We start from the raw sequence: 12,408 nt of genomic DNA on the forward strand, positions 1-12,408 counted from the left end.
GCGTCGGGGGGTCTGAATACGGCGCTATTCAAGCAGATATCGCTGGTCGATTCCTTTGCCGTTTTGCCGGGGCTACGGAGGGTGAGCCGGGCTCAATCAGCAGCCAGGCAGTGATAGCGCCTGTCACCGCAAGACCGGTTGCAATCCAGATTACTGTACGGTAGCCGATTAGGAAGGACTGCATGACTGCATGCTGAACGGCAGGGTCCGGGCTATGGGCAGCCCCAAGCTGGGGTCGGGCAAAATCAATTTGGGCACGAGTCTTTGCACTCAACGTCAGATGAGAGAGGTGTTGATCCAGCGAATGGTTGAAGACTGTGACCAGAACCGCACCGAAGACGGCCACTGCAAGCAAAGAAGCCAGCCGAGAGATCGCGTTGTTTACTCCTGAGGCCAGGCCTGCCTCTGAGTCCGGAACGGCGTTCATCACTGTTGTCGTCAACGGGGCAACGCTGATCGTCATTCCCAAACCCATGACCACGACAGCGGGAAAAAATGTGAACCAGTAACTGCCATTTTGCGGCGCAACTGCGAATAGGGAAAAGCCGCAGGCGGCAACGAGCGGCCCTATTGTGAGCGGTAGTCGCGATCCGTAGCGCGTCACTAAGCCACCTGCCCAGCGTGAAAGCCCAAACATGATGGCGATGAAAGGCAGAAAAGCAGCTCCTGCCTCTGTTGCTGTGTAGTGTTGGATCTGGATCAGATCCAACGGAAAGAAGAACATCAATCCGCCAAGTCCTGCATAGAGAAAGAATGTCAGCAGATTCGCGCCTGTAAAGTTTCGCGATCGAAACAGCCTGAGGGAGATCATCGGCGCGGCAGACCTATCTTCGACAGCAAAAAATGCGGCCAAGGCAATCAAGCCCAGAGCTACTGAGGCGCTGATGAGATGGTAGTCATGGCGGGCGCGAGCTGGCCATTCAATCAACGCGTATGTGACTCCGCCAAGTCCCAGCGTCGCCAAGGCGGCGCCAACCCAGTCCAGCTGAGGGGGAGCCTTATTATTACGGCTTTCCGGCACTCTGGCAGCCAGCAGAATGACCGCCAACGCAAGTGGAAGATTCAGGAAAAAGACCCAACGCCATGTGAAGTGTTCGATCAGCCAGCCGCCGATGACTGGCCCAATAGCCGCAGTAATGGCGGAGAACCCCGACCAGGTCCCAATTGCCTGACCTCTTGTGTCTTCGGGAAAGGACGCTGTAATCAGTGCAAGGCTTCCGGGTACCAGCATGGCTGCCCCCACACCTTGAATCGATCGTGCCCAGATCAGCATGCCGATGTTCTGAGCCAGGCCGCACCACGCAGAGGCGGCTGCAAAGACGGCAACACCGACGACATAGACCTTGCGCCGGCCCAGGTGATCCCCGAGGGAGCCACCTACGAGCAGTAACGCCGCCAGCATCAGGGCGTACGATTCGACGACCCACTGGACGTCTGAGATAGAGGCATGCAAGGAATTCTGCAATGCGGGAAGTGCAACATTGACGGCAGTTCCATCGATGAAGGCCATGCTCGATCCAAGGATCGTGGCTGCAAGCACGGTACGTCCGTGTACATCCAAATTCGAGCCGTCACCGTCCATCTGCACAACTTCCATGCGCTTCTCTTTGCTACACCATATCTGCTGTAGTTTTGAATCTTTCTATTCGTCTGCGCGTTGGAAGCGCAGTTGCTGATTTTTGAGGAGTAATTCGCAAACAAGGGCCTGGAGTCGCGCGATGACCTCTTGAAGCTCCTCGAAATATTCCTCAGAATCGGATCCTATCGTTGCAGATACGCGGCCTTGTTGAGGTGTTTGTAAGCTCATTGGCTATGCTCGCCGACTAAAGTCGCCGCCTCCGATCTGAATCCGGGTTATATTTTGAGATCCAGCCCCTACGATATCCTCTGTCCTGAATCTTGAGCTATCTGATCCCTAGCAGTGCGCAGGGGACACGCTCTGCAACTTCCTGTGCGGTACGGCCAATCATCAAACTATGTTTAGGCATACCAATAATAAGAAGGTCGGATTGGTTATGCTTTGCGGCCTCCAGGATGCTTTCCACTTCATCTCCCTTTGAGAGCTCAGCCTCGATGGCAAGCCCAACGTCTTCTGCGAATTCGCGCGCCTTCGCTTGCAGCCCGATGTATCTGGTCCGCATTTCGTCAGTCCACCGTATATAAGGAGCAGCCGAAGTGGAAAAGGAAAAATAAATAGGGGCAGGTTCAATGACACTGACGATGGTGAGACTGGCGTTCAATGATTTTGCCAATTCAACTGCTGCCTGTAATGCTCTGCCAGCCTCGGGGGACTCATCGAAGGCGACTGTGATTTTTCTGAACATGTCTTTCCTCTTATTCAGTTACGACGCATAAGCGTTTTGAATTTCATTTGGGACAAAGGGCGATCAAGATCTCCTTATCAGGTAAGTCCGAGGCCGCCGTCGACACCGAAGATCTGTCCTGTAACCCATTCGTTTTCCGGGTTTGCAAATGAGAGAATCCAGCGAGCTACCTCATCGGGTAAACCGCGGCGTCCGAGAGGAATCTGCTTCTGCTCATGTTGTTTTACCGATTCGGCTTGCTCTGCAGTGAGACCCATCATGCCTGTGAGAGCGCCAGACTCTGTCGGACCTACAGCAATTGCGTTGACACGGATACCTGCTGGGGCCAGCTCCAGCGCCCAGGCGCGAGTCAGGTATTCGAGAGCAGCTTTGCTCGCTCCATAATGGGAGAGGCCGGCGCCTGCTTTCGATCCGTACGTGCTCGATATATTGATGATCGATCCCTTCGCCTCTTTGAGATGCGGTAACGCCTCTTTTGCAAGAAGGGAGGGTCCTAAGACGTTGACGGCGAAGATGTCGGTGATGCGGTCAGCGCTGACCTCTGCCAGCGGCATGATGGCGCCTGCACCGGCATTATTTACGAGGACGTCCAGTCTTCCCCATCGCTCGATGGCGCTGGAGACTGTCCGGAAGGCATCCTCCGGTCTGGATGTATCGGCTACAACGGGCTCAATGTGGGGATGATCCTGGGAGGCCTCATCCAGGCGTTCTGCCCGCCTGCCGGTGATCAGTACGTGCGCTCCCGCGGCAGCAAACTGAAAGGCGGACGATCGTCCAATTCCCGAGCTTCCGCCTGTGACGATCACAACTTTATCTTGAAAAGCATTCATAGCGTTCTCATCAAAAGCGTGGCAGGTTGGGCGACCTGCCACGGCAAAAGAGTTACGCGGCTCTGCTGGCATTTTGAACTGATTGCAGAAACTCCAGCAGATCGGCGTTAATTCGATCAGCATGCGTTGTGGTGAGGCCATGCGGCAGGCCGGGATAATAGATCTTCTTCGCTCCCTTGATGAGTTGCGCCGATTTTCTTCCAGTGTCATTGATCGGCACGATCTGATCATCTTCACCATGCATAATCAGTGTGGGCACGTCGAATTTCTTGAGATCCTCAGTGAAGTCAGTCTCGGAGAATGCTTTAATGCAGTCGTAGATGTTTTTGAGCCCGCCCTGCATACTCCACAACCAGAATTGATCCAGTGTCCCTTGTGAGACATTTGCGCCCGGCCGATTCGCCCCGTAGAACGGTTGGGCAAAGTCTTTATAGAACTGCGAGCGGTCCTTTGTAAGGCCTGCGCGCGACTGGTCAAACACTTCGATAGGAATCCCCTCCGGATTGGAAGCGGATTTCAGCATGATCGGTGGTACGGCGGCGATCAGTACGGCTGCGGCAACTCGCTTTGTACCGTGGCGCCCGATATAGCGTGCGACCTCGCCTCCACCAGTTGAATGGCCGACCAGTGTAACGTCTTTGAGATCAAGCGCCTCAATAACGGCAGCCAGATCGTCGGCGTATCCATTCATGTCATTTCCGGACCATGCTTGACCGGAGCGGCCATGCCCCCGACGATCGTGGGCAACAACACGGAAACCTCGCTCCGCAAGGAAGTGTAGCTGGCTGTCCCATGCGTCGGAGTTTAGTGGCCAGCCGTGCGAAAACGTAACGACGGGGCCGCTGCCCCAGTCTTTGTAATAGATGGTCGTCCCATCTTTCGCCGTAATCGTGCTCATGTGGATCGTTCTCCTCGAGATTCGTGCAGCAAGAATCCTGCGATTTGTGTTTACTTCACGGGTGTCAGCACCGGAGCGCCCTTGTCCTTCACCAGAAACACAACAAATTTCGCTGGCTTGGTTTTGCTTGCGTTCCGGCCAACGACATGAACGTCATTGGGGCCTTCGTAGAAGCTCTGGCCAGGCGTCAGGGTGACTTCTTTCCCGCCCTTGACCTGCATCACAATCGAGCCTTCCAGCACGTAAACAAATGCGTGTGCATTGTGACGATGTATTGGATCGGAAGCTCCCGGCGGATAAACAACCGTGATGATCAAACCTTCTTTGCCGGGAAAATCAGATAGATCTTTCGACATGACTTCAGTCACCTTGGCTTCCTGCGCTGGCAGCCAAGCGGGACTAAGGCATATGAGACACAAAATAAGCTTTGCGATCTTCATGGATCTCCTCACTGTTTCTTCTGTTCTATTTGGTAGGAATGGAAGCCGAGCTCAGCAAGGCTCGGCTTCCATCTTTAGCGAGAGGCAACTGACGCGCTTGCTGGGGATGAGGGGCTTGCATTTGCGGGCTGCTTTACAGACTGAGCAAGCCACGCTTCAAAACGCGTTTCGCCCAATCTGGCGTCCTTCCCAGGCACCAACGTGCGATCGTCAACTTCAACCCCGAAGTAACCGGCAGCAGGATCGGCGATTACCTTGCGTGGATCATTGTGCGCAGCGAGGCCCAGTCGCACGAATTCGTCGATGCGGAACTGTTGAGGTCCGCCCACTTCAACGATCCCGTTGACTGGTGCGCCAACCGCAACCCGCCCGACGGCAGAGGCTACATCGTCGGCCGCCATGGGCTGGATGAGCACGGGCGCCACTCGAACTGTTGTGCCGTCGCTTGAAGTATCGGCAATGCTCTTGACGAACTCGAAGAACTGGGTCGCGTGGACAATCGAAAACGGGATCGAAGACTCCTGAATCAGCTTCTCCTGCGCGAGCTTCGCCCGGAAGTATCCGCGAATCGTCTTTTCCCCATCAGAAGGCCGTGGCGTGGCCAGGCGATCCGTCCCTACAACCGACAGTGCAACGTAATGCTGCACGCCAGCGGCCTTTCCGTATTGAATGAGGTTGCGCGTGGCGGTATTGAAAAAGTTCATGGCAACTGTCTCCTCGAAAGAGGGAGAGTTCGATACGTCCACTACAACGGAGGCTCCTTTCAGCACTTCTGCGAGTCCCTCACCGGTAATAGTATTGACGCCTGTATTGGGGGATGCTGGTACAGCATCGTGTCCGTGCTCGCGAAGCTTGCTGACAAGTTTCGATCCAATGAGACCAGTGCCGCCGATAACGATGACTTTCATGATTTACTCCCTTCCTTCCAATGGCATTTTTCGCGCCTGCCGTTGTACTCACTAAGACCGGATAACTCGCCATTTTGTGACGTGATGCCCAATCTTTCATCGGTCTGGTCGAGAGGTATCCACACCTGGCTGGAAAGAGCTTGTCTCGTAGGTCGAGAGAATCGCTGGAGATGGGAGTCTGACGAGAATGTTCTGAGTTAGGCAGTCGAACAATCTTCTTCGCCGTCAAGATGCCAGCAAATCGCTAAGTGTTTTTCGCGGGCGCCATTCCTGATGGCTTCGACGAAAGGATGTCTCGTCTTTATCCACGAGTCCGACCAAAACTTCGCTCACAATCCGGCCACCAACCGGGCCAAGCCGATGACCACCTGTACAGACGTCAGCTTCGCGGAGGATGTAGTACCACAGGGGAGTTTCGCCAGCCCACCCTGTTGAAGCGATGCCAACCTGCTCTGGAGTGAGAGGGATGATGCCAAGATGACGGGCCACTGCTTCGCCGGACGGCAGTCCAACCCCCTGCCCTCGTTGCAGATCGCGAACGGCGAGAGAATGATAATCTTCGATCTCGCACTCGCCGGTGACGGCCTCCGGTAATTCAATCAGCGGCCGCACTAACGTTCCATCGATCTTTTTTGCACGTTGCGCCGATGTCACGCCCGGTGCATCGAAAAGTAGTTTCCAGTTGACGGCATGCTGGCGCGGAACAGAGCGAAATCCCAGAAGGTCAGGAAAGAGCGGCAAGGGATTGGTTTGTAAATTTAATCGGTAGCGATGACGGATCTGAGAATGTCCGTACCGATAGGCTGCATCGGCAAATTCCAGCGGTATGCCTCCCCGATGACCAGAATGGAACCATTGCGGACCCTCTTGAAGCACCTGGTCTGCAAGCGTTGGTCCGACAAGAGCAGGCAGGAATTCGTTGAGGACGATCCATTGGTAGTGCCATCGCAACTGTCGAGCCGCTTCATCGAACAGATGATCATCGGCAACCCTCGCCCTTCTAGCTTCATCCACGAACGAATTGTGGGCCTTCAGCATAGCGAGATGCAGTTGCGAAATCAGCATGTGAGAGTCGTTCCGAGGGTCACCTATGATCGCAGTCTCTTCTCCGTTTCTCTGAAGATCCGCTTCTTCCACTCCGAGCAGGAACTTCGCAGGATCGTCGCGTTGATAGAGGAACGGGTGCCCCGTTGGTCCGTCGCCGTACAGGCATTCAAGATTAAGTTGCGGACTGCGTGCGTTGCGTAACTTTTCCGTATTCGTGTGAGATTGCAAAGTGGAGCGGTCCGCCGTGATATCGTGAGCCACAAACTGACCGAAGATAGGCCAGCCGGCCGCAGCCTCGCTGAGGGAATCGGGAGCATCATCGGTGTCCGTGCAATCGCAGATGCCGCCTGCACGACCCAGCGCACGCAGGAATTGTTCGTTAGCCCGAAAGGATGGCAGCTCTGGGAACAATCGGACGTACATTGTGGGATCAAGCGGTGCATCGATTGCCACGTTGGCTCGTGCCGGAGCCAGGCAATGATTTCGAACTGATGCGCTTTTTGGGCTCATAATTTCCTTCATTCTTCTTTGTTCGGATTCTCGGCTACCGAGGGTCGATCGTCAGGCTCTGTGAAAGCTCGAGACGCCTCTCGATACGCCGATCCGGAATCAGCCAGATTAGTGCGGCAACCACAAGAACCGTCTGTGCCATCCACGAAGAATGCAGAGTGGCAGCAATCGCTACGATGTATAGCAGCGGCGACAATTTTCCTTTCCAGTCGTGCCCAATAGCTTTCTTTAGGATTGAATTCGACCCCTGGGACCGAATGATCGCCTGTTGAAGCAGGTAATATGCAATTGCAGCCATCAATAACACTATCCCGTAGAGCGCAGTGGGCAGTGCCGTGAAATGGTTTTCCCCCATCCACCCAGTTGTGAATGGAAACAACGAAAGCCAGAACAGCAGATGCAGATTGGCCCAAAGTATCGATCCTGTTACCGCTGCACAGACATGCAGCATATGATGATGATTATTCCAATAGATGCCGACATAGAAAAAGCTCAGGATGTAACTGAGAAATATGGGTAGGAGCGGCCTCAAATCGCTAAAACTACTGCCGTGCGGCACCTTCATCTCCAACACCATGATTGTGATAATGATTGCTATGACTCCGTCGCTAAATGCTTCCAGTCTTCCCGCGGTCATTTATTCTCCTGTGAACTTCCCACCCAGCACATTATGAGCCCACCCAGCACAGCGTCCGGAATGAAGTAGTGCGCTACTAGCCACGAGGGCGCTGACGCCATACTCGGTATTACGATTCCGGAAGATTCCAGTTGGTCGATCTGGCCTTTCATAATCACTCGATACGGCGATGCCGATTGAGCGGAATCCAGCGAGTCTGCCTGCTGCAAATGGATCTGCATCTTTTGCCTCCGGGCAAGATATGGAAGCGAGGCACAATCAGGCCCTGTCTGCTGTCAAGACAAGACAGACTTGCAAAATGTGACAACGAGATACGTTCGCAAAATAAAAAGGTTGTCACAAAATAATGGATTGCCCGGTCTTTAGCAATACGACATGCAACTGGTGAGGGATCTGGGGTCTCGACCATCTGTGATGAAAGGCCAGTGCTTGTCAGGTTCGAGTTTGCCATGGTCTGCATTCTGGCTGTGGCTGCAGGATGCATGCGCAGAGGAGCTGGGTTTTCGCGATTTCTCCAGCTTGTCTTCGGTGAAGGAGAATCGCAGCCAACCGAGGAACTCTGCGTCTGCATTAACGATTTACTCAACTGCTGGTTTGCCCCTCAACGGCATCAGGAGGAAGAAATGGCCGAGGTGTATCTACACAAAGATGAGATCATCGTGGTTCGGACGGAGGATTATTACGAGGAACAGGCCAGCCAGGAAGAGATATATCTCGAAGAGACGGAGGAAGACCTTCGCATGATCCTGGAATTTGATGATCCGTCTCCAGCTCCAGACGAGAATCTCCGTGAGCAACGAGAGCATGCAGCGGAAGAGCTGATCACTGGCGATTCCGATGATCCTCCTCTTAGTGACGAAGCGATCGATGAGATCCTCGGGACCACTTGAAATTGGCTATCCTCGGATCGATTCCGAGCATATTAAATCTGTCACGAGATAGACTATGACTATTGCAATGACAGAAGAATCAACGCCGGAAATGCTTTCATCGGGTCTTAGCTCGGGAGCTGGAGAATACGACGATGCTCTCTTAGCTTTTTCCGAGGTGCGTCCGCGTTTGTTCGGTATCGCTTACCGCATGCTTGGAAGTGCGGCTGAGGCTGAGGATATAACCCAAGATGTTTGGTTGCGATGGCAAGCTACTGATCGCAGCGTAGTCGAAAATCCGCCGGCATTTCTGGCGACGATAACGACACGAATGTGTATCAATTTCGCTCAGAGCGCCAGGTCCCGCCGAGAAATCTATGTTGGTCCGTGGCTTCCTGAGCCGGTGGACACCAGCAGCGATCCATTGTTGGGTGCAGAACGTGGAGAAGCATTGGAGTTGGCGGTCCTGCTTCTCTTAGAGAAGCTATCTCCTACGGAACGCGCCGCTTATGTTCTGCGCGAAGCATTCGATTACTCCTATCGCCAGATTGCGGATATCCTGCAAATGGAAGAGCCAAATATCCGCCAGCTGGTCTCCCGCGCACGTAAACATATTTCAAATGGGCGACGTACACCTGTTAGCTCGGATGAACAACGGCGGCTTCTGGAAATCTTTATTGATGCCGCCCAGAAGGGAGATATTTCCGCGCTGGAAGATCTCTTTGCGGAGGATGTCGTCTCCTATTCGGATGGCGGGGGCGTTATACGTACTGCGGCTCGGGCCTTGATCTCTGGCCGCGAGCGCGTTGCAAAGTTCATCACAGCCTTCGCCTCACATTTCTGGGCAGGCGTGTCGCTTAGGTGGCTCAATGTCAATGGGCAAATATCCGTTCTTATATCGCATGGAGGTATGCCAGCTACTATGGTGATGATTGATGCTTCGGCAGAAGGCATTCATCAAGTTATGTGGATTATGAGACCTAGCAAGCTGACTGCAGTTTCTGCTGTAAGAAGCATTGCGTGATTGCGATGCGTTGTTAACGCCATGGCTCGACCGCAAAGGCATCGTCTTCTGATTGAGCGAATGTGAGCCATCACGATCATTGTGATGGCTCCTTACTCTTAATCGCGGCTCGTTTCGTAAAGGAACCAGGCGCGCCGTTGGGTCTCATCAATCCAGTTTTCTAGAACACTGGTTGTAGCTACATCCCCGGCGGCATCGCAGAGATCATGCAAGCTCTTCATACTAAGGACAAGCGCCTTATTGTCCTCCCAAAGTTCACTGAGCATATCCTGGGGAGTAACGTAGTCTGCATCGTTGTCCTCGATGCGCTTGATCTGTGCGATGTGCCGGATAGACCGCAGTGTTGTACCACCGATCTTGCGAGCCCTTTCCGCGATGTCGTCAGTCATCGCGAAGAGTTGGTCTCCATGTTCATCCAGCAAAAGATGGTAGTCGCGAAAGTGAGGTCCGCTCATGTGCCAGTGAAAATTTTTTGTCTTTATATACAAGGCAAAGACATCCGCCAGCAAGACTGTAAGGGCACCAGAAATTTCTTTTACGGATTCCGATGCGATATCTGTATGTTGCGTGTGAGCCGCTATCCTACGGTCCTCTAACTCCCGCTTCGATTCCTTAATCATTTTCTCCCTTTCGGTGTAAGTGCATGGTCACGTCTACTGCGACTTCTGGTCCTGACAGGGCAATAGCCTGTCGCGCCAAATCAATATTTTACGTCGGCATCTTTGACGCCACGTTGAATCCGCTTTGCGCGGAGATGCTTCGAGGCCTCAAATAAGCGCGGAATATCAGCTTCCCAGCGCAACACTCATGCGACTTGAGGATGCTGCTTCTGAGACGAAGAAGCACTCTAGCTCAGCAAGATTTCCATTTTGAGCTGCGCAGGTAAATATCTCTATAAGATCCTGTCGTTCTATGCGTTTTGGTTGTGTCCAGGAAACCCCGGCAATTCGTTTGCGTGCGCGAGTGAGCAGTTGCCGAACATTTGGCTCAGTCAAGCGAAGGAGCTCAGCGATCGTGCAATAGGAGTAGTCGAAGGCTTCCCGAAGAATATATGCTGCTCGCTCCGCCGGGCGCAGCTTTTCGAGCAACATGATGACTGCAGATTTCAACGCCTCATTACGTTCAGCACTTAGACTTGGATCGGCGGCGATATCAATTGGCTCAAACAGCCACTCGCCGAAATATATCTCACGGCGCAGCCGGGCGGATTGATACAGGTTCATACATATTCGTATAGTCGTGGTCCTTAAGAAGGCGGAAGGATCGAGAACCCTGCTCCGATTTGTAGTCTGCCAACGCAGCCAAACCTCCTGGACAATATCCTCAGCTTCCGCTGCGCTTCCGGTCATGCGGTATGCGAGACCGAAAAGGCTACGACGTATCTTGAGGAATGCAGGGAGTCCATCATAGCCATTAGACTCTACTTTAGAGGGAAGTTGAGAATCGGCCGGTGATAGAAAACCATCTATGGAGCTGGACTGCATCTTCTCAGGCTGAGTCATTTGGAACTCCTTCCCTACGACGGTGATTGGAGTATCCGGTTTCTTCGAATGGATGAAAATCCCCATTCGACGCAGTAAATTTACCTCTTTTGGATACCGATATAGGCCCCTGGATTGTTTCAATGAAACTGAGCTACCAATCGTGATCGGTTCAGGAGGATTGTGGCCGCATTTTTAAACTAACCTTTGGGAGGTAGCTCTAAAAGTCTTCTTCCGAAGATGCGGGAGTCTATGGAGTATGCTCCAGGTCCTAATACCGAAACGATTCCGCAGCCAACGATAGAAGTGATCAGCCGAAAATAATCTCCACCGGGATAGACAAGAACTCCTATTCCGAGAAGCGCTGAAAGCAGAGAGAAGTAAGGAGTCAACAGGCCAAGGCATAAAAACAGTGAAGCCAGAATGAATCCTAGTAACACCCAGAGGGGAGTTCCCAATGCCAAACTGCTCATAGCGTTGATGATTGTCGTCGCAGCCACAAAAAAACGTAGTACCAGAAGCGCTACTCCTACCAGACCGGTAGGAAACATAGAGAACAGTCTCTGCACACTGGAAGGTTAGCGGCCGGCAAGCTGAGCGGGCAATCTCAAAAGTAGGGGTTCGTGGAGGCTCTTTAGAATCCGGGACAAGAGATGTTCTGGCGTATCGTTGAATTTTCATATTATTTTGGGGATAACGTGGAACTGAGAAATTCGAACCGTTCAAAGTTCTCGAATGCCGACATATTGCAAAATCAAATGGTTAGAGTAATGCCTTTTATGAGGAGAACGGGAACCATAGGAGGTGGAACCCTATGACGAAAAAAATCAGAATTCTTGCTGTTGATGATCATCCTCTGCTTCGCGAAGGGATAGCTGCGACCATCGGCAGTGAAGAAGACATAGAACTCGTTGCAGATGCAGTCAATGGACGGGAAGCCATCGAACTCTTCCGTCACCATCGTCCTGACGTCACATTGATGGATTTACAGATGCCAGATATGAACGGGATCGAAGCGATCGTGGCTATACGAAAGGAATTCCCGACTGCTCGTTTTGTTGTGCTTACTACCTATCAAGGCGACGTACAGGCTGTCCGCGCCCTTAGGGCAGGGGCCTCCGGATATCTCCTCAAGAGCATGTTGCGGAAGGATCTTTTAGACACAATTCGCGCAGTGCATGCCGGAAAACGAAGAATACCGCCCGAGATTGCATCCGAGCTGGCGAATTACATGATGGAAGATGCTTTGACGGAGAGGGAGATCGAAGTATTGCGACGAGTTGCTTCCGGGAATTCCAATAAGATCATCGGTGCGCAGCTAAACGTTTCTGAAGCCACTATCAAGGGGCATATGAAGAGCATTCTTTCGAAGCTGGGAGCAAACGATCGCACCCATGCGGTGACCATTGCTATCAAACGCGGTTTCATCGACGGTTAGGG

The 12,408-nt window shown here is 52.8% G+C and carries 13 protein-coding genes; 3 read left to right on the forward strand and 10 right to left on the reverse strand.

Annotated elements, in window-relative coordinates:
- Window positions 1–28 precede the first annotated feature (28 nt).
- The 8 genes from GWR55_RS16145 to GWR55_RS16180 form a co-directional block, all read right to left on the reverse strand.
- On the reverse strand, window positions 29–1,597 hold the full coding sequence (locus GWR55_RS16145; protein WP_238398466.1) for an MFS transporter: 1,569 nt from the start codon (window positions 1,595–1,597) through the stop codon (window positions 29–31).
- 307 nt (window positions 1,598–1,904) lie between these two features.
- Window positions 1,905–2,324, reverse strand: a complete 420-nt coding sequence (locus GWR55_RS16150; protein WP_162403180.1) for a universal stress protein — start codon at window positions 2,322–2,324, stop codon at window positions 1,905–1,907.
- 77 nt (window positions 2,325–2,401) lie between these two features.
- Window positions 2,402–3,154 (reverse strand): SDR family NAD(P)-dependent oxidoreductase, encoded by a 753-nt coding sequence (locus GWR55_RS16155; protein WP_162403181.1) that lies wholly within the window; start codon window positions 3,152–3,154, stop codon window positions 2,402–2,404.
- A 52-nt stretch (window positions 3,155–3,206) separates the two neighbouring features.
- Entirely contained in the window at window positions 3,207–4,052 is an 846-nt protein-coding gene (locus GWR55_RS16160; protein WP_162403182.1) for an alpha/beta fold hydrolase, read from the reverse strand.
- A 50-nt stretch (window positions 4,053–4,102) separates the two neighbouring features.
- Entirely contained in the window at window positions 4,103–4,492 is a 390-nt protein-coding gene (locus GWR55_RS16165; RefSeq protein WP_162403183.1) for a cupin domain-containing protein, read from the reverse strand.
- Between the two features lie 74 nt (window positions 4,493–4,566).
- On the reverse strand, window positions 4,567–5,400 hold the full coding sequence (locus GWR55_RS16170; RefSeq protein WP_162403184.1) for an SDR family oxidoreductase: 834 nt from the start codon (window positions 5,398–5,400) through the stop codon (window positions 4,567–4,569).
- Window positions 5,401–5,625: 225 nt separating this feature from the next.
- Complete coding sequence (locus GWR55_RS16175; protein ID WP_162403185.1) at window positions 5,626–6,957, reverse strand: peroxidase family protein; 1,332 nt, start codon at window positions 6,955–6,957, stop codon at window positions 5,626–5,628.
- A gap of 34 nt (window positions 6,958–6,991) precedes the next feature.
- Window positions 6,992–7,594 carry a TMEM175 family protein gene (locus GWR55_RS16180; protein WP_162403186.1) on the reverse strand — a complete coding sequence of 201 codons (603 nt, stop codon included), beginning with the start codon at window positions 7,592–7,594 and terminating at the stop codon, window positions 6,992–6,994.
- A gap of 623 nt (window positions 7,595–8,217) precedes the next feature.
- Here GWR55_RS16180 and GWR55_RS16185 point away from each other — a divergent pair.
- Both GWR55_RS16185 and GWR55_RS16190 read left to right on the forward strand, forming a co-directional pair.
- Window positions 8,218–8,484, forward strand: a complete 267-nt coding sequence (locus tag GWR55_RS16185; RefSeq protein WP_162403187.1) for a hypothetical protein — start codon at window positions 8,218–8,220, stop codon at window positions 8,482–8,484.
- A gap of 55 nt (window positions 8,485–8,539) precedes the next feature.
- Window positions 8,540–9,487, forward strand: coding sequence for an RNA polymerase sigma-70 factor (locus GWR55_RS16190; RefSeq protein WP_162403188.1), 948 nt, complete (start codon window positions 8,540–8,542; stop codon window positions 9,485–9,487).
- A 98-nt stretch (window positions 9,488–9,585) separates the two neighbouring features.
- Here GWR55_RS16190 and GWR55_RS16195 read toward each other — a convergent pair whose 3' ends face one another.
- Both GWR55_RS16195 and GWR55_RS16200 read right to left on the reverse strand, forming a co-directional pair.
- Window positions 9,586–10,107, reverse strand: coding sequence for a Dps family protein (locus tag GWR55_RS16195; protein WP_162403189.1), 522 nt, complete (start codon window positions 10,105–10,107; stop codon window positions 9,586–9,588).
- A 165-nt stretch (window positions 10,108–10,272) separates the two neighbouring features.
- Window positions 10,273–11,055, reverse strand: a complete 783-nt coding sequence (locus GWR55_RS16200; protein WP_162403190.1) for a sigma-70 family RNA polymerase sigma factor — start codon at window positions 11,053–11,055, stop codon at window positions 10,273–10,275.
- Between the two features lie 727 nt (window positions 11,056–11,782).
- Between GWR55_RS16200 and GWR55_RS16205 the strand changes: the two genes are divergently transcribed.
- Window positions 11,783–12,406 (forward strand): response regulator transcription factor, encoded by a 624-nt coding sequence (locus GWR55_RS16205; RefSeq protein ID WP_162403191.1) that lies wholly within the window; start codon window positions 11,783–11,785, stop codon window positions 12,404–12,406.
- Window positions 12,407–12,408: the final 2 nt, after the last annotated feature.

The sequence above is a fragment of the Edaphobacter sp. 12200R-103 genome (assembly GCF_010093025.1).
Classification (GTDB): Bacteria; Acidobacteriota; Terriglobia; order Terriglobales; family Acidobacteriaceae; genus Edaphobacter.

Excerpts from the sequence above, each read along its gene's own strand:
- GWR55_RS16205 (WP_162403191.1), top strand. The coding sequence starts at position 11,783 with ATGACGAAAAAAATCAGAATTCTTGCTGTTGATGATCATCCTCTGCTT.
- GWR55_RS16155 (WP_162403181.1), bottom strand. The coding sequence starts at position 3,154 with ATGAATGCTTTTCAAGATAAAGTTGTGATCGTCACAGGCGGAAGCTCG.
- GWR55_RS16150 (WP_162403180.1), bottom strand. The coding sequence starts at position 2,324 with ATGTTCAGAAAAATCACAGTCGCCTTCGATGAGTCCCCCGAGGCTGGC.
- GWR55_RS16160 (WP_162403182.1), bottom strand. The coding sequence starts at position 4,052 with ATGAGCACGATTACGGCGAAAGATGGGACGACCATCTATTACAAAGAC.
- GWR55_RS16190 (WP_162403188.1), top strand. The coding sequence starts at position 8,540 with ATGACTATTGCAATGACAGAAGAATCAACGCCGGAAATGCTTTCATCG.
- GWR55_RS16145 (WP_238398466.1), bottom strand. The coding sequence starts at position 1,597 with ATGGAAGTTGTGCAGATGGACGGTGACGGCTCGAATTTGGATGTACAC.
- GWR55_RS16180 (WP_162403186.1), bottom strand. The coding sequence starts at position 7,594 with ATGACCGCGGGAAGACTGGAAGCATTTAGCGACGGAGTCATAGCAATC.
- GWR55_RS16185 (WP_162403187.1), top strand. The coding sequence starts at position 8,218 with ATGGCCGAGGTGTATCTACACAAAGATGAGATCATCGTGGTTCGGACG.
- GWR55_RS16200 (WP_162403190.1), bottom strand. The coding sequence starts at position 11,055 with ATGGGGATTTTCATCCATTCGAAGAAACCGGATACTCCAATCACCGTC.
- GWR55_RS16195 (WP_162403189.1), bottom strand. The coding sequence starts at position 10,107 with ATGATTAAGGAATCGAAGCGGGAGTTAGAGGACCGTAGGATAGCGGCT.
- GWR55_RS16175 (WP_162403185.1), bottom strand. The coding sequence starts at position 6,957 with ATGAGCCCAAAAAGCGCATCAGTTCGAAATCATTGCCTGGCTCCGGCA.
- GWR55_RS16165 (WP_162403183.1), bottom strand. The coding sequence starts at position 4,492 with ATGAAGATCGCAAAGCTTATTTTGTGTCTCATATGCCTTAGTCCCGCT.
- GWR55_RS16170 (WP_162403184.1), bottom strand. The coding sequence starts at position 5,400 with ATGAAAGTCATCGTTATCGGCGGCACTGGTCTCATTGGATCGAAACTT.